The sequence below is a fragment of the Streptomyces sp. NPDC102441 genome (assembly GCF_044765585.1).
Classification (GTDB): Bacteria; Actinomycetota; Actinomycetes; order Streptomycetales; family Streptomycetaceae; genus Streptomyces.
Window position 1 is genome coordinate 150187 of the sequence record NZ_JBIWKH010000002.1, and the last position, 19045, is coordinate 169231.

The 19045-nt window shown below is 69.7% G+C and carries 17 protein-coding genes and 2 tRNA genes; 11 read left to right on the plus strand and 8 right to left on the minus strand.

The annotated features are described in order from the left end of the window. Positions 1-42: 42 nt before the first annotated feature. Complete coding sequence (locus ACIREO_RS04205; RefSeq protein WP_404104771.1) at positions 43-1008, plus strand: ArsR/SmtB family transcription factor; 966 nt, start codon at positions 43-45, stop codon at positions 1006-1008. A 39-nt stretch (positions 1009-1047) separates the two neighbouring features. On the opposite strand, the gene ACIREO_RS04210 is transcribed toward ACIREO_RS04205, so the two are convergent. Further along, complete coding sequence (locus ACIREO_RS04210) at positions 1048-2463, minus strand: amino acid permease (protein ID WP_404104774.1); 1416 nt, start codon at positions 2461-2463, stop codon at positions 1048-1050. A gap of 119 nt (positions 2464-2582) precedes the next feature. After that, a complete protein-coding gene (locus tag ACIREO_RS04215) occupies positions 2583-3980 on the minus strand; it encodes an amino acid permease (RefSeq protein ID WP_404104777.1) in 1398 nt (465 codons plus the stop codon). A 262-nt stretch (positions 3981-4242) separates the two neighbouring features. Here ACIREO_RS04215 and ACIREO_RS04220 point away from each other — a divergent pair, with 262 nt between their 5' ends. Further along, positions 4243-4836 (plus strand): biotin transporter BioY, encoded by a 594-nt coding sequence (locus ACIREO_RS04220; protein ID WP_404104780.1) that lies wholly within the window; start codon positions 4243-4245, stop codon positions 4834-4836. Here ACIREO_RS04220 and ACIREO_RS04225 read toward each other — a convergent pair. Beyond that, positions 4817-6124 (minus strand): FAD-binding oxidoreductase, encoded by a 1308-nt coding sequence (locus tag ACIREO_RS04225; protein ID WP_404104783.1) that lies wholly within the window; start codon positions 6122-6124, stop codon positions 4817-4819. The genes ACIREO_RS04220 and ACIREO_RS04225 overlap by 20 nt on opposite strands. A 90-nt stretch (positions 6125-6214) precedes the next feature. Further along, entirely contained in the window at positions 6215-7654 is a 1440-nt protein-coding gene (locus ACIREO_RS04230) for an amino acid permease (protein ID WP_404104786.1), read from the minus strand. A gap of 259 nt (positions 7655-7913) precedes the next feature. Between ACIREO_RS04230 and ACIREO_RS04235 the strand changes: the two genes are divergently transcribed. Then, positions 7914-8402: a ribose-5-phosphate isomerase gene (locus ACIREO_RS04235; protein WP_404104789.1), complete on the plus strand. Its 489-nt coding sequence runs from the start codon at positions 7914-7916 to the stop codon at positions 8400-8402. A gap of 77 nt (positions 8403-8479) precedes the next feature. Further along, the gene (locus tag ACIREO_RS04240) at positions 8480-9301 is read left to right on the plus strand and encodes an Fpg/Nei family DNA glycosylase (RefSeq protein ID WP_404104792.1); all 822 of its coding nucleotides are present in this window, start codon (positions 8480-8482) and stop codon (positions 9299-9301) included. A gap of 46 nt (positions 9302-9347) precedes the next feature. On the opposite strand, the gene ACIREO_RS04245 is transcribed toward ACIREO_RS04240, so the two are convergent. Further along, positions 9348-10580: a GNAT family N-acetyltransferase gene (locus ACIREO_RS04245; RefSeq protein WP_404104795.1), complete on the minus strand. Its 1233-nt coding sequence runs from the start codon at positions 10578-10580 to the stop codon at positions 9348-9350. 104 nt (positions 10581-10684) lie between these two features. Between ACIREO_RS04245 and ACIREO_RS04250 the strand changes: the two genes are divergently transcribed. Beyond that, positions 10685-11830 carry a PP2C family protein-serine/threonine phosphatase gene (locus ACIREO_RS04250; protein ID WP_404104798.1) on the plus strand — a complete coding sequence of 382 codons (1146 nt, stop codon included), beginning with the start codon at positions 10685-10687 and terminating at the stop codon, positions 11828-11830. Between the two features lie 158 nt (positions 11831-11988). Here the strand turns inward: ACIREO_RS04250 and ACIREO_RS04255 are convergent, their stop codons facing one another. Continuing rightward, a complete protein-coding gene (locus ACIREO_RS04255; RefSeq protein ID WP_404104800.1) occupies positions 11989-13167 on the minus strand; it encodes a cation:proton antiporter in 1179 nt (392 codons plus the stop codon). A 151-nt stretch (positions 13168-13318) separates the two neighbouring features. Between ACIREO_RS04255 and ACIREO_RS04260 the strand changes: the two genes are divergently transcribed. Beyond that, positions 13319-13819: an HD domain-containing protein gene (locus ACIREO_RS04260; RefSeq protein ID WP_404104803.1), complete on the plus strand. Its 501-nt coding sequence runs from the start codon at positions 13319-13321 to the stop codon at positions 13817-13819. A gap of 48 nt (positions 13820-13867) precedes the next feature. Here ACIREO_RS04260 and ACIREO_RS04265 read toward each other — a convergent pair whose 3' ends face one another. After that, complete coding sequence (locus tag ACIREO_RS04265) at positions 13868-15031, minus strand: acyltransferase family protein (protein WP_404104806.1); 1164 nt, start codon at positions 15029-15031, stop codon at positions 13868-13870. 469 nt (positions 15032-15500) lie between these two features. On the opposite strand from ACIREO_RS04265, the gene ACIREO_RS04270 reads away from it, so the two are divergent. Together ACIREO_RS04270 and ACIREO_RS04275 are read left to right on the plus strand one after the other, a co-directional pair. Further along, positions 15501-15695: a hypothetical protein gene (locus ACIREO_RS04270; RefSeq protein ID WP_404104809.1), complete on the plus strand. Its 195-nt coding sequence runs from the start codon at positions 15501-15503 to the stop codon at positions 15693-15695. A gap of 109 nt (positions 15696-15804) precedes the next feature. Next, positions 15805-16155, plus strand: coding sequence for a DUF1330 domain-containing protein (locus ACIREO_RS04275; RefSeq protein WP_404104812.1), 351 nt, complete (start codon positions 15805-15807; stop codon positions 16153-16155). A 61-nt stretch (positions 16156-16216) separates the two neighbouring features. Here ACIREO_RS04275 and ACIREO_RS04280 read toward each other — a convergent pair. Further along, positions 16217-16290, minus strand: a tRNA-Gly gene (locus ACIREO_RS04280). Between the two features lie 167 nt (positions 16291-16457). Between ACIREO_RS04280 and ACIREO_RS04285 the strand changes: the two genes are divergently transcribed. The 3 genes from ACIREO_RS04285 (at position 16458) to ACIREO_RS04295 (ending at position 18991) form a co-directional block, all read left to right on the plus strand. Next, positions 16458-16534, plus strand: a tRNA-Pro gene (locus ACIREO_RS04285). Between the two features lie 150 nt (positions 16535-16684). Beyond that, positions 16685-18100, plus strand: coding sequence for a trigger factor (tig, locus tag ACIREO_RS04290; RefSeq protein ID WP_404104815.1), 1416 nt, complete (start codon positions 16685-16687; stop codon positions 18098-18100). 285 nt (positions 18101-18385) lie between these two features. Next, positions 18386-18991, plus strand: a complete 606-nt coding sequence (locus ACIREO_RS04295) for an ATP-dependent Clp protease proteolytic subunit (RefSeq protein WP_404105729.1) — start codon at positions 18386-18388, stop codon at positions 18989-18991. Positions 18992-19045: the final 54 nt, after the last annotated feature.

Consider the following 19045-nt stretch of genomic DNA (forward strand, 5'->3'; position numbering starts at 1 on the left):
CGGTTACGTACAGTCGTTACTGTTTCGCGCGGAGGCGAAACCATGGGCTTGTGGCAGGTCAACGCGGACACCCTCGCCGCGGGGAGGTTCGTCGTGTCGGAAATGGCCGAGGCCACCGCGACCCTCCAGTTCCTGGAGTGTGGAGCGGCCGCGAACCCGGCCGAACGCGCGTGGTCGGACGCCCACCGGCCCGCCTACCGGAAGCTTCTCGCCGAGGACCCGGTCACCGCGCAGCTCGTACGCACCGGTCTCGGTGGCCACTGGAACGCGGACTTCCTCACCCCCACTCCCGCCGGCGGGACCACGTTCGCCCAGGAGCTGGCCCGCGTGCGCGAGACGTCACCCGACGGTGCCCGCGCCGATCTGGAGGTGGCCGGAGGCGGCCCGCTCCCGGCTCCACTCGACCGCCGGGACCTGCCGCAGAAGGGGGCCGACCTGCTGGAATGGGTATGGGAGCGCATCGTGCTCCCGGACTGGCCGCGCCGCCGCCGGATCATCGAGGCGGACATCGTGGCGCGCGCGGGACAGCTCAGCCAGGGTGGCTGGGCCGCCGCGCTGGACACGCTGAAACCCGGCATGCGCTGGCTCGGCGACAGCCGCCTCCAGGTCAACCCGCGCGACTATCCGGCGCGTGAACTCGTCGGCGTACGGCTGGTGTTCGTACCCGTCACGCCACGTCAGGGCTGGGTCTCCTGGGATGCCGCCGCGCAACGGTACGCGGTCGTGTACGCCTGTTCCGGAACCCTGTCGGACGCGGACCGGCCCGCCGTCCCCGACAGCCTCGGCCGGCTGCTCGGGCCCGCGCGGGCCGGGGTCCTCGTGCTGCTCGACCGTCCCAGGAGCACCACGGAACTGGTGGCGCTCACCGGCCAGGGGCTGGGGTCGGTGGGCCGCCACCTGAAGGTGCTCCTGGACGCGGGCCTGGCCGGGCGCCGCAGGTCGGGCCGGTCGGTGCTCTACTTCCGCACGGAGACGGGCGAGGTGGTCCTGCGGGCCCAGGCGGGCTGAGCGCGTTCCCGGCCGCGCTCCCGCCGGGCGGCGGTGTGCTCAGCTCTCGGCCGGCGCGCGGTGTTCCGCCCGCTTCTGCCGCACCAGGCCTGTCACGATCAGTACAGCTGTCAGCGCTCCGGTCGCCAGCAGCTGGTCGCGTGTGTCGGGCTGGCGCAGCATCAGGACGAAGATGCCGGCCATGGCCGCCAGCGCCAGGATCGTCAGGCCCGGGAAGAGCCACATCCGGACGACGAGCAGGTCCGGGGTCTCGCGCTCCGTGCGCCTGCGGAGGATCAGCTGGGAGAGGGCGATGAAGATCCAGACGACCAGGATCACCGCGCCGATCATGTTGAGGAGCCAGGGGAAGACGTCCTCGGGGCGCCAGTAGCTGAGCAGCACGCACAGGAAGCCGAAGAGGGAGGAGGCGAGCACGGCGTTGCGCGGGACGCCCGAGGAGACCTTGCCGAGCAGCTTCGGACCCTGGCCGCGGGCGACCAGGGAGCAGGCCATGCGCGAGGAGCCGTAGATGTTCGCGTTCATCGCGGAGAGCAGGGCGACCAGGATGACCACGTTCATGATCTCCGCGGCGCCGCTGATGCCGAGGTGGCCGAGCATCGCGTAGAACGGGCCGACCTCGGCGACCGTGGGGTCGTCCCACGGCACGAGGGTCACGATGACCGCCATCGAGCCGATGTAGAAGACGGCGATGCGCCACATCGCCGTACGCACCGCCTTGGCGACACCCCGCACCGGGTTCTCGGACTCGGCCGCCGCGATGGTGACCGTCTCCAGGCCGCCGTACGCGAAGACGGAGGCGAGCAGGCCGATGATGAGCCCCTCCGAGCCGTGCGGCATGAAGCCGCCGTCCCCGGTGAGGTTCGAGGTGCCGGGGGAGTCGGTGCCGGGGAGCACGCCAAGGATCGCGAGGAGACCCAGCACCAGGAAGAGTGTGATCGCGATGACCTTGAGCGCGGCGAACCAGAACTCGAACTCACCGAAGTTCTTGACGGCGGCGAGATTCGTGCCGAGGAAGATCACCATGAAGAGGGCGACCCAGGCCCACTCCGGCGTGCCCGGCAGCCAGCCCGTGACGATCTGCGCGGCGCCGATGCCCTCCAGTCCGACGGCGACACAGAGCAGGACCCAGAACGACCAGCCGGCGGTGAAGCCGGCCCACGGACCGATCGCGCGTTCCGCGTGGACGGAGAAGGAGCCGGACGCGGGGTTGGCCGCGGACATCTCGCCGAGCATCCGCATCACGAACATGACCAGCAGCCCGGAGATCCCGTACGCGATGACGATCGACGGACCGGCCGCGGCGATGCCCGCACCCGAGCCGACGAACAGTCCGGCGCCGATCACGCCGCCCAGGGCGATCATCGACAGATGGCGCTGCTTGAGGCCGTGGGTGAGCGCCGAGTCGGCGGTGGGGGCGGCGGCGTCCGTGGGGGGCGGCGCGGTGGTCCGGGACATGGACAGGCTCTGTTCACTGGTCGGGACAGGGGATGGCCCACAGTCTGGCCACGAGCCCCGTCCACGGGGAACCGCTGTCCGCTATACGGTCACCGGGCTCACACATGGTGCACATCCGCCTACGCCCTCGCCCGCAGCTCCCGGGCGCCCGCCACGAGCAGCACCAGCGCGGTGGCCCCCGCCGACCACAGCACCTGCGGGCGCGCCACGTCATCGGTGAGCATCAGCAGCAGGACGGCCAGCAGACCCGCCAGGGTCACCCACGTCAGGTAGGGGAAGCACCACATCCGCAACGTGAGAGCGTCCGGCGCCTCCCGTTCGAGCCGGCGCCGCAGCCGCAGCTGCGAGGCGGCGATCAGGCCCCAGACGAACAGCAGGACCGCCCCGACCGAGTTGAGCATGTAGAGGAAGACGGTGTCGGGCCACTCCAGATTGAGCAGTACGGAGACGAAGCCGAAGGCCACCGAGACCAGCACCGCCCGGCGGGGCACCCCGCCCCCGCCACCCTGCACGCCGGGCACCTTCAGCAGTCCGCGCGGCGCCTCGCCGCGCTCGGCCAGCGAGAAGATCATCCGGGACGAGCCGTACAGATTGGCGTTGAGCGCCGAGAGCAGCGCCACGAACACCACGATGTTCATGATCTGCCCGGCCGACGGCACCCCGATCGAATCCAGGACCTTCACATAGGGGCTGAGTCCGGCCTGCTGGGCGGTCCACGGCAGCACGGTCACGATCACCAGCATCGAACCGACGTAGAAGAAGAGGATGCGCACCACCGCGCTGCGCACCGCACGCCCCACGGCGCGCGCCGGATCGTCGGTCTCGGCCGCCGCGATCGTCACGACCTCCAGGCCGCCGAAGGCGAACACCACCGTCAGCACACCGGAGACCACGCCGTCCCAGCCGTTCGGCAGGAAGCCGCCCTGGCCGGTCAGGTTGGCCAGGCCCACCGGGCCGGTGTCCGGGAGGACGCCGAGGACGGCCAGCAGGCCGAGGACCAGGAAGGCCACGATCGCGGCCACCTTCAGCGCGGCGAACCAGAACTCGAACTCGCCGAAGTTCTTCACGGCCGTCAGGTTGGTCACGGTGAACACCACCATGAACAGCAGCACCCAGAGCCACTGGTCCACCGCGGGCACCCAGGCGTGGGCGATCTGTGCGGCGGCCGTCGCCTCCACGGCGAGCACCACCACCAGCATGAACCAGTAGAGCCAGCCCACGCTGAAGCCGGCCCAGCGGCCCAGCGCGCGCTCCGCGTGGACGGAGAAGGAACCCGACGCGGGCATCGCCGCCGACATCTCGCCGAGCATCCGCATCACCAGCATCGCGAGCACGCCCGCGATCAGATACGAGACGACGACGGCGGGCCCGGCGACGGCGATCCCGGCGCCCGACCCGACGAAGAGACCTGCCCCGATCACCCCGCCCAGACCGAGCATCGTCAGATGCCGCTGCTTCAGGCCGTGGGCCAGGGGCTCGGACGGGAGGGAGGGGTGCGTGGGGGGCGCGTCGTGCATGAGCTGCGGATCACTCTCGGGTTATTTATGGGGAACCTACAGTCTCACGAGGCGGCGCCCCTTCCTGAACGAAGGGCTGGGCACACCCCCACCTTCGTGACCAGCATCACGCCGATGAGTGATTGCGCGGCGCTCTTTGTGTGAACCCGACTAAGCCGTCAACCGCCGCTTTGTGGGCGGCTGATGGTGATCGATGGATGTGCCGTCGGCTAACGTCACTCACAGTCCGTCCCTGCCTGCCGACCTCACCCGCGGAGTCCCGATGAGCACTGCTGCCGCCCCCGTCCGTTCCGGAGCGGTCCTCGCCGACCTGCTGCCCGCAGCCCGGCACCGCTACGCCGTGGACACGGCGCTCGTCGTCGGCGGCGCCGCCCTCACCGGCATCGCGGCCCAGATCGCGGTGCCCGTCCCCGGCTCCCCGGTCCCCGTCACCGGCCAGACCTTCGCCGCGCTGCTCATAGGCACCGCGCTCGGCGCCCGCCGCGGCTTCCTCTCCCTCGCCCTGTACGCACTCGTCGGCATGGCCGGCATGCCGTGGTTCTCCGAGGGCACCTCAGGACCGGGCGGCGCCTCGTTCGGCTACGTCCTCGGCATGCTGCTCGCCGCCACGGTCGTCGGCGGCCTGGCCCGCCGGGGCGGTGACCGGTCCGTCCTGCGCACCGCGGGCACGATGGCGGCCGGCTCCCTCGTCATCTACGCGGTCGGCGTGCCCTACCTCTCGCTCTCCACCGGCATGTCGGTGAGCGCCGCGATCGCGGCCGGCCTGGTGCCGTTCCTGATCGGCGACGCCCTGAAGGCCGCGCTGGCCATGGGCGCGCTGCCCGCCTCCTGGAAGCTCATCGGACGTCGCGGCTGACCAGCCCCTGCTGGTAGGCACCACCGAAGAGGCTCGCCGGGTCGTGACGCGACACCAGACCGGCGAGCCTCTCGCGTGTCCGGGGGCCGTGCAGGTCCTCGGTGCGGTCCCCGCCCCCGAACGAGAAGTTCAGCGCGCGGCCAAGGGCGTACGGCGCCGTCTCCCCGGCGACTCGCGCGTACAGCGCCCGTACCGCCGTCATGTCCGTACCGTCCAGCGGTGACAGCAGCCGCAACAGGAAACCCGCGTCCCGGTAGGGCACGGCGTTGTCGTGGGCGGGCCACGCGGCCAGGGCGCCGCCCAGGTGGTTGAGCTGGACCACCGTCATCGTCGGGGCCTTCGGTCCCGTCAGCTCCAGCACCCGCCCGGCGGCCCCGGAGTCCAGGTCACGGAGCATCAGGCCCTCGCCGTAGTAGGCGTGCGGGAACGGCGGGTCGCTGTGGATGGTGTGGCTCTCGGTGTACGGCATCTCCCGCAGCGAGTCGGAGAGCGCGGGCCCGACCGCCCGCAGCGGGGCGACCAGAGCCTCCCCGTCCGAGGCCGGGCCCGTGTACGCGACGCGCACCGAGACCACGTACCGCCCCCGGAGTGGCTCCGGCAGCTGCGGCATATCGGGGTAGAGCAGCGCCGCCACCGACGAGGTGCAGGTCTCCGGCACGCTCCGCGTCCACTCCAGGTAACGCCGCAGCACCGCCGGGGCCACGTCCCCGTCGAAGGCCAGCGCCCCGCCGTACAGCCGGTCCACGGCAACCAGGCCGATCTCCAGCTCCGTCACGACGCCCAGCCGGTGGCCGCCGCCGCGCAGCCCCCAGAAGAGGTCCGGCTCACTGTCCGGGGTGACATGGCGCAGCGCCCCGTCGGCGGTCACCACGTCCAGTGAGCGGACATGGTCGGCGGCATGGCCGAACTCCCGGGCCAGGACGGGCAGCCCGCCGCCCAGTGTGTACGAGATCGCTCCCACGCCCGGCGACGAGCCGTTCAGCGGGGCCAGCCCGTGCGGGGCCGCCGCCGCGACGACGTCGCCCCAGGTCGCGCCCGCCCCGATACGCGCGGTGCGGCGCTCCGGATCGACCCGCACGGTGTCCATCCGGCGGGTGCGGATCAGCACCCCGCCCTCGACCGGGCCCGGCAGCCCGTGCCCGGTCGCGTGGACGGCGACGGAGAGGCCGCGCGCGGCGGCGTCCCGAACCGCGGCCTGGACATCGGCTGCGTTCGAAGCCTCCACCAGGAGACCGGGACGGATGGGGAAGGCGGTCTGGAAACTCTCGACCGCGGGGGTGGTGCTCATGACGAAGGCTCTCCGTTCGCTCGCGGGATCGCGTGGCGAGGGAGAGCCTTCCGGCTATACCTGACATGCGCCGTCAGGTATGCGTACCGATCACTCGACCGGCGCCTTGGCCTTCCGGCTGCGCGCCTCACGCACCAGCGAGACGGCCACCACCAGCGCCGCGACCAGCAGCGAGAGCAGCACCTGCTCGCGTGCGGCGTCGTCGGTCAGCATGTAGACCAGGACGAAGGAGATCATCGCGATCGTCGCCCAGGTCAGATACGGGAAGAGCCACATCCGCACGACGAGCTTCTCGGGCGACTCGCGCAGGATGATGCCGCGCATCCGCAGCTGGGTGAAACAGATCACCAGCCATACGAACAGGGCGACGGCGCCGGACGAGTTCAGCAGGAACGCGAACACCGTGTCGGGCCACTGGTAGTTGAAGAACACGGCGACGAAGCCGAACACGACGGAAGACAAGATCGCCACCTGCGGCACGCCCCGCTTGTTCACGCTGGCGAACGCCTTGGGCGCGTCTCCCCGCTGTCCCAGCGAGAAGCCCATGCGCGAGGCCGTGTAGAGGCCGGAGTTGAGGCAGGAGAGCACGGCCGTCAGCACGATGACGTTCATGATCTGGCCGGCGTGCGGGATTCCGATGACGTTCAGCGCGGCGACGTACGAACCGTCCTTGATGATCGACGCGTCGTTCCACGGAAGCAGTGTGAGCACGACGAAGATCGAGCCCAGGTAGAAGATGGCGATACGCCAGATCACGCTGTTGGTCGCCTTGGAGACGGCGCGCCGCGGGTCCTCGGACTCACCTGCCGCCAGCGTCACGATCTCGCTGCCCATGAAGGAGAAGACGACCATCAGCACACCCGTGAGGACGGCCCCCGGCCCCTTGGGGAAGAACCCGCCGGTGTCCGTGAGATGGGCGAGGCCCGACCCCGCGGCGTCCGAACCCGGCAGGATGCCGAAGACGGCGAGCAGGCCGATTATGACGAACGCGCCGATCGCCACGACCTTGATTCCGGCGAACCAGAACTCGAACTCTCCGTACGAGCCGACGGAGACCAGGTTGGTCGCCGTCAGCACCACCATGACTATGAGGGCCCACGCCCACTGCGGTACGCCGGGGACCCAGCCCTCCAGGATCTTGGCACCCGCCGTGGCCTCGACGGCGAGCACCACGACCCAGAAGAACCAGTACAGCCAGCCGATGGAGAAGCCGGCCCAGCGGCCCAGGGCCTGGTCGGCGTAGGCGGAGAAGGAACCGGAGCTCGGCCGGGCGACGGCCATCTCGCCGAGCATTCGCATGACAAAGACGACCATGAGGCCGACCAGCGCGTACGACAGGAGGATGGCCGGTCCCGCGGCGGCGATGCCGGCGCCGGAGCCGACGAAGAGACCAGCTCCGATCACGCCGCCGATGGCGATCATCGAGAGATGACGGTTCTTGAGCCCGGCCTGAAGCCCGTCCGGGGGATCCGGTTTACCCCGCTCGCCGGGCTGTTGGCCCGGTTCGGCCTGAGTCGTCTGCGACGTCATGGATCGGATCCTTACGTTTTCTGATCATGTGTGTCGGTATTGCCTTGACGGGGGACGGTGTGAAGGCAAGATCACGCATTCAAGCCCGACCGGCCCCGGTATGGAACCGTTCACCTGTTTCTTGTCCTGATCGTTGCCCGTGTGGCCTCGCACACAGAACTCGCACACAGAACCGGACCGGAACCGGGTCCGCGGAAAGCCCGGTGGGTCCCGACCCCGCTGGCGATTACCCCGCCCCGTCCGTGCCACACTTCGCACCATGCGCGTGTACCTCGGCTCCGACCATGCCGGCTTCGAACTGAAGAACCACCTCGTCGAGTGGCTCACGGCCCATGGCCACGAGGCCGTCGACTGCGGTCCTCACATCTACGACGCCCAGGACGACTACCCGCCGTTCTGCCTCCGTGCCGCCGAGCGGACGGCCGCGGACAAGGACAGCCTCGGAATCGTCATCGGCGGCTCCGGCAACGGCGAGCAGATCGCCGCGAACAAGGTCAAGGGCGTCCGCGCCGCGCTCGCCTGGAGCGAGCAGACCGCCGCGCTCGGCCGAGAGCACAACGACGCCAACGTCGTGGCCATCGGCGGCCGGATGCACACGGTGGAGGAGTCCACCAAGTTCGTCGAGATCTTCCTGGCCACCCCGTACTCGGGTGAGGCACGCCACACACGCCGGATCGAGATGCTCTCGGCGTACGAGAACACCGGCGAGCTCCCCCCGATCCCGGCCCACCACCCGCAGCAGGGCTGAACGGCCCGCACCCGCCTTCCCTGTGCCGCCGGGGCAGTACACCCCGGCGGCACAAGCGCGTCACCAGGAGCCACGCCGTGCCCGAGGGGCATACGATCCACCGCCTCGCCGCGGACCACCACGAGCGGTTCGCGGGCCGCCCGGTGCGGGTGAGCAGCCCCCAGGGCAAGTTCTCCGGCAGTGCGGCACTGCTGGACGGCCGGACCTTCACCGGCGTCGACGCGCACGGCAAGCACCTCTTCCTCGGCTTCGAGGGATCGGTCTGGGTCCATATCCACCTCGGCCTCTTCGGCAAGCTCGGCTTCGGTGCCGCTCCGGCGCCGCTGCCCACCGACACGGTCCGGTTGCGCCTACTCAACGACGCCCACCACGCCGATCTGCGCGGACCCACCACATGCGCCCTGATCACGGGCCCCGAGAAGCGCGCGATACACGACCGCCTCGGCCCGGACCCGCTGCGCGCGGACGAGGACGGCGAGCGGGCCTGGCAACGGATCTCCCGCAGCCGCGTCACGGTCGCCGCCCTGCTGATGGACCAGAAGGTCGTCGCGGGCGTCGGCAACGTCTACCGCGCCGAGGTCCTCTTCCGGCACGGCATCGACCCGTACCGCCCGGGGAGGGACCTCACGCGCGGTGAGTGGGATGCGGTCTGGACCGACCTCGGCGCCCTGATGCGTGAGGGCGTCCGGAACAACCGCATCGACACGGTCCGCCCCGAGCATCTGCCGGAGGCGATGGGCCGGCCCCCGCGCGTCGACGACCACGGCGGCGAGGTGTACGTTTACCGCCGGGCCAGGCAGGCGTGCCACATCTGCGGCACCGAGGTCCGTACGGCGGACCTGGCGGCCCGCAACCTCTTCTGGTGCCCGGTCTGCCAGCCCTCGGTACAGGGCCGGTAGGCGGACCGAGGGCCGCCCGGCCTCAGGGACCGGGGGCCGCCCGGCCTCAGAAACCGTGGGGATACCACGGCTGCACGTCCGAGGAGAACGCGAGCGCGGCCTCCGCCCGGGCCCCCATCCGCAGCTCCCGCACCTTCCCGGCCGCCGCCAGCGTCGTCAGCGACACCCCGCCCAGATAAGCGGCCCCCAATTCGGTGACCGAGAGAGCCAGTTCGGGTTCGTCGTCCGTCCGCCGGCAGGTGGCCGCGCCCTTCGCGTCGGCGGTCAGCCGCCAACGCCCCGCGTTCCAGGGGCAGAAGGTGTCCTCCACCTCCAGCACCACGTCGACAGGGGCCCGGTAGCTCCGGGCCTCCAGCGCCGCACCCAGCTCGACCAGACGCACGTACATCCCGTCGCGCAGCCGCACGTCGCAGCGCCGGACGTCGGAGACCAGCCGGAGCACGGCGTCGTCCGCGGGCCGGTTGTGGCACTCGACCGACGTCGTCAGGTCGATCCCGAACAGGTAGCGCCACAACGCCGCGTACGAGGCGGGGTCCAGCGCCGCCAGGTCACGTACCGCCACCGTGCCCCGGGGGCCGGCATCGTCCCAGGCGGGCCTCAGATGGAACGTGACGTACCCCGTCACCTCGCCGTCCCGCTCCGCGAGGACGCACTGCAGCGCGGAGCCGCCCTTCCGGCCGCTCTCCGGGTCGTTCACGGGCACCCGCTCCCAGCCGGGCTGGCGCAGGAGGGTGCCGGGCCGGGCCGCCGCCAGCCGCCCGTAGACCGCCTCGCATGCGTCGAGCGCCTGTGCCGGGGACGACCGGCGCACCCGCACCCCGTCCGTGCCCGGAGGCAGCGCGAGGCGGACCAGGGAGGTGTCGATCCGCAGGTTCATCTCGGCCGTGGCCGCGCCGTAGCCGAAGCGGCCGTAGATGCCGGGCTCCGACGCCAGCAGAACCGCGAGCGGCTCGCCCCAGGAGTGGACGTCGTCCAGCTGGCGTCGCATCATCGCCGTCAGCAGCCCCTGCCTGCGGTGCGTCGAGGAGACGCTCACCCCCGTGACCCCGGCGGCCGGCACCGCGGCCCCGCCGGGCACGGTCAGCCGGAAGCTGTACGAACCGGCCGTCCCCACACAGTCCGCGCCGTCCCAGTGGGCGAGCGCACGCTGCGGCTCGGCCAGGGCGGCGTACATCTCGCGGCTCTCGGGGGAGAAGAGGATCCCGCCGAAAGCCAACTGGAGACAGCCGAACCAGGCATCCGATTCCGCCGCCGACAGCACTCGCAAGTCCGTAGTCATGACCCCTGCTTACCAGGGCGGCGAGGCGTGGGCGAACCCGTTTCGAACACATTGTCACCGGGTCCCCCTGCACCGGAGGCCGCCGGGTGGATAAGGTCCGGGCAATGGCCCGTCGCAGAGGAGCAGACACCTACCCCGCCCGGTGGCGAAGATCAGCGCACCGGGCGCGCATCGCGCTGCGCAGGTCCGGCGTCGACTACTTCCGAGGTGACGGATCCGACTGGATAGCCCTGGCCGGCCTGCTGGTCGTCATTCCGGTGATCACCTGCGTCACGCTGCTCAACCCGGTCTGGTGCTCTCCGACCGCCCTGGCTCTGCCGATCGTCGCGGGCGGTCTGCTGCTGCGGCCGGCCAGCCTGCTGAGCCTCTACGCGACGGCGGCCGGGGCCCTGATCGTGGAGTCCGTCACCCTGGGCCCCTACGCGGAGGGCCCCGCCCGGGTCACACCTGGCACCGTCCTGACCGTCGCGGCCTGCGGCTTCTTCGGGCTGGTCCTCGCCCAGTTCCGGGCCAGGGTCGGGGTGCCGTGGCGGCGCGGCGGCACGATGCTCTTCGACCTGCGCGAGCGGATCCGGGTCCAGAGCGCCCTCCCGCGGCTGCCCGAGGGCTGGCACCGTGAGATGTCTCTCCGCCCGGCGGGCGGCCAGTCCTTCTCCGGCGACTTCGTCGTCGCCGCGCGTACCAACGGCGGACGCACCCTCGAAGTCGTGCTCACCGACGTCTCCGGCAAGGGCATGGACGCGGGCTCCCGCGCCCTCCTGCTGTCCGGAGCCTTCGGCGGCCTCCTGGGCTCCCTGCCGCCGCACGGCTTCCTGCCCGCCGCCAACGGCTATCTGCTGCGCCAGGACTGGGACGAGGGCTTCGCCACCTCCATCCATCTCGTCCTGGACCTGGAGTCCGGCGACTACGAACTCCTCTCGGCCGGCCATCCCCCCGCACTGCAGTTGCACGCGGGCAGCGGCCGGTGGGAGGAGAAGGCCGCCGAGGGCCCGCTGCTCGGTGTGTACGACGCAGCGCAGTTCGACGCGGTGAAGGGCTCGCTGGCGCCCGGGGACGTTCTGATGCTCTTCACGGACGGCCTGGTGGAGGCGTCGGACCGGGACATCGCGGAGGGCATCGACCGGCTGACAGGGGAGGCCGACCGCTATGTCGCGACGGGCTTCGAGGGCGCGGCCTGGCATCTGATCGAGACCTGCGCGAAGGACGTCAACGACGACCGCGCGCTCCTGCTGCTGTCCCGCCGCGCCTGAACCGTACGGAAGCGGTCGAAACCGGGCGGGCGTCAAAGCAGGGTGTCCGGCTGTCACTCGAACGTGAGGTCATCCCGGCTACGTGGTCCCGAGAGGTCTCGTCCCGGAGGCGTCATCCCGGGTGCGGGGACGGTCCGCGCACCCGGGGCGTCCGCACGTCAGACCGGAACCGGCTCTTTGTCGGTCTCCTGGTCCCGTGCACGTCCTCCGGGAAGGATCCGGGCGAGCCAGTGAGAGCGGCCGGCGGCCAGGGGGGACAGGACCGCGAGCAGGAGCACATATCCGGCGATGAACGGGGAGAGCCGTTCGTCCAGGCCCGCGCCCGCCGCCATCGTGGCGAGGATCAGCGCGAACTCACCGCGCGCCAGCAGGGTGGTGGAGATGTTCGCCGTGGCTTTCGGACCGAAGGCGTAGATCCTGGCCGTGGCCATTCCGGCGAACACGTTCATCGCGACGGTCACCGCCACGGCTGCCAGCACCGGCCACAGCACCGTGGGCAGGTCGCCGGGGTTGATGGACAGCCCGAAGGCGAAGAAGAAGATCGCGCCGAACGCGTCCCGCAGCGGATGCACCAGCTTCAGGATGCGGGTGCCCGAGGTGGTGCTGCCCAGCATCAGGCCGACCATGAACGCGCCGATCGCGTCGGCGACGCCGAACCACTCCGAGACCCCGGCCACGAAGACGGCGACGCCGAGGAAGGAGATGACGAGGAGCTCGTCGTCCTTGGTGTTCATCAGCTTGCCGATGAGCTTCGTGCCGAACCGGGCCACCAGCGCGAGCAGCAGCAGGAAACCGAACGCTTTGCCGCCGTCGAGCACCGCAGCGCCGAGGCTGTCCGCACCGGACAGGATCGGCTGGAGAGCGGCCAGGTAGAGGGCGAGGAAGACGTCCTCGACGACGATGATGCCGAGGATCGGCCGCGTCTCCGGACTGCCGATCCGGCCGAGGTCCACCAGGACCTTCGTGACGATGGCCGACGACGAGATGCCGAGCACACCCGCGAGCACCAGCGCCTCCGAGGTGCCCCAGCCCAGCGCGAAGCCGAAGCCGAGCCCCGCACCGACGTTCAGGACGAGGTAGGTGCCGCCGGCGAGCGCCATCTTGCGCCCGCCCTTCTTCAGATCGTCCAGGTGGAACTCGAGGCCGAGGTAGAAGAGCAGCAGCACGAGGCCGAGCGCGGAGAGCATCTCCAGGTCGTGCGGGTCGTCCAGGAGGACGACCCCGGGTGTGTGCGGGCCGAGGAGGATCCCGGCGAGGATGAACAGGGGGATGGTCGGCAGTCCGATGCGGCCGCCGACGCGGGCAAGGATGGCGGCGGCGAGGAACGCGCCCCCCATGGCGATGAGCGTGTCTGCGTGTCCGATGAGCCCGTCTCCTTCGTTCGGTCAAGAGTGCGTCAAGGAATCGTCAGTAATTAGTTTACCGAACGATCCGGGGTGCACTGGCTGACCCTTCGAAACGCCACGGCGACCGGCGTACAGTCGGCCCATGCCGATCCCGTATCTGACCCTGTCCCAGGTGGAGGCGATCGCCCGCGAGGCCCATCGCCGGCAGACGGACAAGGCGGGGCGCCCGTACGTGGAACACCTGGCCGCAGTGGCCGAGGGTGTGCGGATCCGGGGTGGCAGCGAGGAGCAGATGGCCGCCGCCTGGCTGCACGACGCGGTCGAGGACGGCGCGCTCTCCCGGCAGTGGCTGGACGAGGCGTCACTTCCCCGGCAGGTAAAAGAAATGGTCCTCGCCGTCACCAAGCGGGACGGCGAGGACCTCTTCACGTACACCGGGCGGATTCTCGCCACGCCCGGCGCGCTGCTGATCAAGGAGTCGGATCTGGCACACAATGCGGATCCGGACCGGCTCGCGGTCCTGGAGCCGGCGACCCGTACCCGGCTGAGCGAGAAATATGCGCAGGTGCGCGGCCTGCTGGGGCTCGACGGGGGTGTCAGGCCCGCCGAACGGCGGGATCAAGCCAACCCCGCGACCGGCTGACGCACCGGTGGGACCGGCCCCTGGCGTGAGGGGCCGATCCGGACAGGCTCAGCGCTTGGCTGGGCTCTTTCGGAACGCCCAGTTCATGTCCGGCTCGGTCGCGAAGCGGAGCGCGCGCCGGACCGGCGGGGTGCACAGCAGGGTCACGGCGACGGCGGCGACGAGGGAGACGAGGACGAGCCCCACGGGCCCCGAGAGCCACTCGTAGCGGTCGAACAGGTCGTAGTAGTCGGCAGCCCTGATCAGGAAGCCGTGCAGCAGATAGCCGCAGATCGTCCCGGCGCCCAGCGCGGTGAACCACATGTGGCGGCGCGGGACAAGGGCGAGGAACGCGACGGTGAGCAGCAGTGCGCAACCGAACATCGCCAGGGTCATCACGGGCCCCGCCCACCACTGGAAGTCCATCTCCTGGGCGCTGTCGCTGCGGTAGAACCAGCCGAGCTGCATGTGCGGGGCGATCCAGTAGGCGAAGGCCAGGGTCGCGGCGAACAGCGGAACGGCCAGCATCCGCACCTCGCGCCGCCGGATCAGCTGGAAGTGCTCGGGCTTCATCAGCAGGCCGAGCACGAAGAACGGCAGGAGCTGGCAGACGCGCTGCAGGTCGAGATCGTCGCCGATGCCGGGCGAGACCGAGGCGAGCGCCGCGATCAGGAGGGCCACCGGGAGCGGGTGGCGCAGCGATTGCCAGATCGGTGTGGTGACCCGCCAGATGAACAGGGCGATCAGGAACCAGGTGAGGAAGAAGGGGTCGAGCAGGGTGATGGACGCGTCCTGCTCGCCGCCGGCGTAGCGCTTGAAGAGCGAGTACGCGGTCTCGAACAGCACATAGGGCACCACGACTCCGGTGACGAGACGCTTCACCTTGGGCGCGCTCATGTTGAACGACCGCGAGAAATATCCGGAGACAAGGATGAACGCCGGCATGTGGAACGTGTACACGACCATGTACAGCGCTCGCGTCGCGCGGCTGCCCTCCATCACGGGCTCCCACGCGTGGGCCACGGCGACGAACACGATCGCGAGGTACTTCACATTGTCGAAGTACGCGTCACGACGCTTGGCCGGTGCGGGCGCATCCGCGCGGGCTGGTGCGGTCCCAGCAGCGGGGGAGGGGGCCTCCGTGACCGTCAGGATCTGCTCATGTCTCGGCTCCGACTCCCGGGTCTCCGGGGTGATCGAGGCCCTCTGAATTTCGCTGGGAGCTTTGGACATCTCATGCACCTTAGACCCGACGATCGGCATGCGTAAAACCCGCAAGAGATATCGCGTGTTCCCGGCTATTCGAAAGCGAAACCACCGACAACCGCCCGTTACGTGCTGATTCATCCGGCTTAAATGGTGCATATCGGCGAGTGGTTGGGGAGAGTGAATTTCGTCGCACGAACTCCCCCCAAATCGCTGTGAATGAACTGTGGGGATATGGAAACGATCACATCGATCGATATTCGAACTGTCCTGCGCACAGCAGACGCACAGCTTTCCGGGCGGCCGCCCGCCGGGGGCGGCGCACGCCGGATCGCGGGAGGTGCGCCCGGGCGTCAGGATGGCGCGATCCGGTCATCCCTCTCCATCACCCGGCAGCAGGCACGGGGGAGTTGGTGGCACGATGGACGCGACGGAGGCGTGCTGGGCCGCACGCCGCCGGGCCGGCAAGGCGGACCGACCAAGGGTGTGATCAGTCGTGGCCATTTCACTGTCTGTGGTGCTTCTGCTGGGGATCGTCCTGGTGGTGTTCATCCGCGGCGGATCCATCAAGGGGGGGCCGGCGGTCGTCGCCGTGCTCTTCGGCTTCTTCCTCGCTTCGACGGGCATCGCGCCGTCGATCAACAGATTCATGAACTCGATAGCCGACACGATCAACCAGATCAGCTTCTGAGGACCTCTCCGTGACCCCCGCCCGGCGGACGGCCGCCGAGGGGGGGCCTACGCATGGAGCGGGTCAGGGTGCGCGGGAGTGCGCCGGCCCGCACGTCAGGAAGGACGGCATGCCCGCCTACGTCATAGCCCACCTGCAGGAGGCCCCTCCGCACCCGGAGGTCGCCGAGTACATCGAGCGGCTCCCCGGCACCTTCGAGGCGCACGGCGGGCGCTACCTCGTCCACGTCACGCCGCACGAGGTGAAGGAAGGCAGCTGGCCCGGGCACGTCGTGATGATCGGCTTCCCCGGAATCGACGAGGCCCGGGCCTGGTGGGACTCACCCGCGTACCGGGAGATCGCACCGCTGCGCTCGCGGCACATCGAGGGCGACATCATCCTGGTCGAGGGCGTCCCCGAGGGGTACGACCCGGCTGCCGCGGTGAAGGCTCTGCGGGACGCGCTGCCTGCCGGGGAGTGAAGAGAACGGGAAAACACTCAGGGCCGGGCGGAGGGAAATCCTCCACCCGGCCCTGAGCCGTTGGAGCGGGCGACGGGAATCGAACCCGCGTAGCTAGTTTGGAAGACTAGGGCTCTACCATTGAGCTACGCCCGCAAGCACCGCACCGCGGGTCCGGTGGACCGCGGTACGGAAAGCATCGTAGCGGGTCGGGGAAGGTGCGCGCACACCCGTATCGGCGTGCCCCGCGACGGTCCCGGTGACCGCTTGCGTGAAACGGTCTGCGCGGCGCCCTTCTGCATGTACCCTACGTGTCGCACCGACGGGGTGTGGCGCAGCTTGGTAGCGCGTCCGCTTTGGGAGCGGAAGGTCGTCGGTTCGAATCCGGCCACCCCGACCACCAGCAAGATCGCATTGTGGGAGTCCTCCCCCTTGCCGTTACTATGCAAATTGCGTGCCCGTGTGTCTGATGTACCGGGCTCGGTCCGCGAAGCCGCCTCTCGGCGGCCCAGCAGAACCCCAAGAAGTCAGCCACCAAGGAGACCGAACCGTGAAGAGCGCCGTGGAGACCCTGAACCCGACCCGGGTTCGGCTCAGCATTGAGGTGCCCTTCGAGGAGCTCAAGGACAGCCTCGACGCGGCGTACAAGAAGATCAACCAGCAGGTCACGGTGAAGGGGTTCCGCAAGGGCAAGATCCCCAACCGGATCATCGACCAGCGGTTCGGCCGTGGTGCAGTGCTGGAGGAGGCCGTCAACGACGCCCTCCCGAAGTTCTACACAGAGGCCGTCAACGAGGGAGAGCTCAACGTCCTCGGCCAGCCGGAGGTCGACATCACCGAGCTGAAGGACGGCGAGCTGCTGTCTTTCACCGCGGAGGTTGACGTACGCCCCGAGATCGAGATTCCGGACTACTCCGGCATCGAGGTCACCGTCGACGCCCTCGATGTCAGCGACGAGGACGTCGAGAAGGCCGTGGACCAGCTCCGCGAGCGCTTCGCCTCGACCAACCCGGTCGAGCGCGCCGCCGCCGAAGGTGACGTCGTGACGATCGACCTGGAGGCCAAGGTCGACGGAGAGGTCCTCGAGGACGGCGTGGCCGCGGGTGTTTCGTACACCATCGGTTCCGGCGAGCTCCTCGAAGGCATCGACGAGGCCGTGACCGGCCTGGAGGCCGGTGGCGAGGCCACCTTCACCTCCGAGCTGAAGGGCGGCTCCGCCGAGGGCAAGGCAGCGGAGGTCACCGTCAAGGTCACCGCCGTCGCCTCCCGCGAACTGCCCGAGCTGGACGACGACTTCGCGCAGATGGCGAGCGAGTTCGACACGCTCGCCGAGCTCCGCGAGGACAGCCGCAAGCGCCTTGAGAGCACCAAGCAGTACGACCAGGCCACCCAGGCCCAGGAGCGCGTGCTCGAGGAGCTGCTGAAGCTGGCCGAGGTCCCGATCCCCGAGAAGCTTCTCGCGGACGAGGTCCAGACCCGCAAGCACAACCTGGAGCACCACCAGCTCGGCCAGATGGGTCTCGACCTGGAGAAGTACCTCGAGATCCAGGGCAAGACCCTGGAGGAGTTCGAGAGCGAGACCTCCGAGCAGGCCGTCAAGGGCATCAAGACCCAGTTCATCCTTGACGAGCTCGTCAACAAGGAGAAGCTGAACGTCAACCAGGAGGAGCTCACCGAGCACCTCATGCGCCGGGCACAGTCCTCCGGCATGAGCCCCGACCAGTTCGCCCAGGCCGTCGTCGAAGGCGGCCAGGTGCCGATGCTCGTCGGCGAGGTCGCCCGCGGCAAGGCGCTCGCCGTCGTCGTCGAGGCCGCCAAGGTCGTCGACACCAACGGTGAGGTCGTCGAGCTCGAGGACGAAGAAGAAGCAGGGGACACCACGGACACGGCCACCGAGACGGTCGAGGCCGCCGAGGGCACCACCGAGGCAGCCGAAGAGAAGAAGGACGAGAAGAACGAGGCCTGAGCCTCGATCCGACCGTTGATCTGATCCGCACGGCGGGCCCCGGACGTACCAGTCCGGGGCCCGCCGTCGTATCGGCCCGCGCCCGGGAGGAACCGACCGGGACCCTTGTGCGGACTGCTTACCTTGCGCTCCCAGCGAACAGTTGGGGAAGCGGGATGGCGTTGTCCCACCTGCGCGTTAGGGTCCATGAAGAGGAAGGGTCGGGTAGTCCCGGCCCACCCGGTACGAAGACGCTGAGACGGCCGGAGCCGTCAGAGACGAGCAGGTGGATACGTGACGAATCTGATGCCCTACGCCGCCGGAGAGCCGTCCCTCGGTGGAGGCCTCGGTGACCAGGTCTACAGCCGACTGCTCGGCGAACGCATCATCTTCCTTGGTCAGCAGGTCGACGATGACATCGCCAACAAGATCACCGCACAGCTTCTGCTCCTTGCCGCGGAACCCGACAAGGACATCTACCTCTACATCAACAGCCCCGGCGGTTCGGTGACAGCCGGCATGGCGGTCTACGACACCATGCAGTACATCCCGAACGACGTGGTCACCATCGGTATGGGCATGGCGGCCTCGATGGGCCAGTTCCTGCTCACCGGTGGCACTGCGGGTAAGCGCTTCGCGCTCCCGAACACCGACATCCTCATGCACCAGGGTTCGGCCGGCATCGGCGGTACCGCCTCGGACATCAAGATCCAGGCGCAGTACCTGCTCCGTACGAAGACGCGGATGGCGGAGATCACCGCCCGCCACTCCGGCCAGACCGTGGAGACGATCATCCGCGACGGCGACCGCGACCGCTGGTACACCGCCGAGGAGGCCAAGGAGTACGGCCTCATCGACGAGATCATCTCGGTCGCGTCGGGCATCCCGGGCGGCGGCGGCACCGGCGCCTGATCCAGGCGTGCACCACACCGCACCCTCTCGTACGCCGAGACCTCCAGCCCACAG

Excerpts from the sequence above, each read along its gene's own strand:
- ACIREO_RS04205 (WP_404104771.1), top strand. The coding sequence starts at position 43 with ATGGGCTTGTGGCAGGTCAACGCGGACACCCTCGCCGCGGGGAGGTTC.
- ACIREO_RS04210 (WP_404104774.1), bottom strand. The coding sequence starts at position 2,463 with ATGTCCCGGACCACCGCGCCGCCCCCCACGGACGCCGCCGCCCCCACC.
- ACIREO_RS04215 (WP_404104777.1), bottom strand. The coding sequence starts at position 3,980 with ATGCACGACGCGCCCCCCACGCACCCCTCCCTCCCGTCCGAGCCCCTG.
- ACIREO_RS04220 (WP_404104780.1), top strand. The coding sequence starts at position 4,243 with ATGAGCACTGCTGCCGCCCCCGTCCGTTCCGGAGCGGTCCTCGCCGAC.
- ACIREO_RS04225 (WP_404104783.1), bottom strand. The coding sequence starts at position 6,124 with ATGAGCACCACCCCCGCGGTCGAGAGTTTCCAGACCGCCTTCCCCATC.
- ACIREO_RS04230 (WP_404104786.1), bottom strand. The coding sequence starts at position 7,654 with ATGACGTCGCAGACGACTCAGGCCGAACCGGGCCAACAGCCCGGCGAG.
- ACIREO_RS04235 (WP_404104789.1), top strand. The coding sequence starts at position 7,914 with ATGCGCGTGTACCTCGGCTCCGACCATGCCGGCTTCGAACTGAAGAAC.
- ACIREO_RS04245 (WP_404104795.1), bottom strand. The coding sequence starts at position 10,580 with ATGACTACGGACTTGCGAGTGCTGTCGGCGGCGGAATCGGATGCCTGG.
- ACIREO_RS04250 (WP_404104798.1), top strand. The coding sequence starts at position 10,685 with ATGGCCCGTCGCAGAGGAGCAGACACCTACCCCGCCCGGTGGCGAAGA.
- ACIREO_RS04255 (WP_404104800.1), bottom strand. The coding sequence starts at position 13,167 with ATGGGGGGCGCGTTCCTCGCCGCCGCCATCCTTGCCCGCGTCGGCGGC.
- ACIREO_RS04260 (WP_404104803.1), top strand. The coding sequence starts at position 13,319 with ATGCCGATCCCGTATCTGACCCTGTCCCAGGTGGAGGCGATCGCCCGC.
- ACIREO_RS04265 (WP_404104806.1), bottom strand. The coding sequence starts at position 15,031 with ATGTCCAAAGCTCCCAGCGAAATTCAGAGGGCCTCGATCACCCCGGAG.
- ACIREO_RS04275 (WP_404104812.1), top strand. The coding sequence starts at position 15,805 with ATGCCCGCCTACGTCATAGCCCACCTGCAGGAGGCCCCTCCGCACCCG.
- ACIREO_RS04295 (WP_404105729.1), top strand. The coding sequence starts at position 18,386 with ATGCCCTACGCCGCCGGAGAGCCGTCCCTCGGTGGAGGCCTCGGTGAC.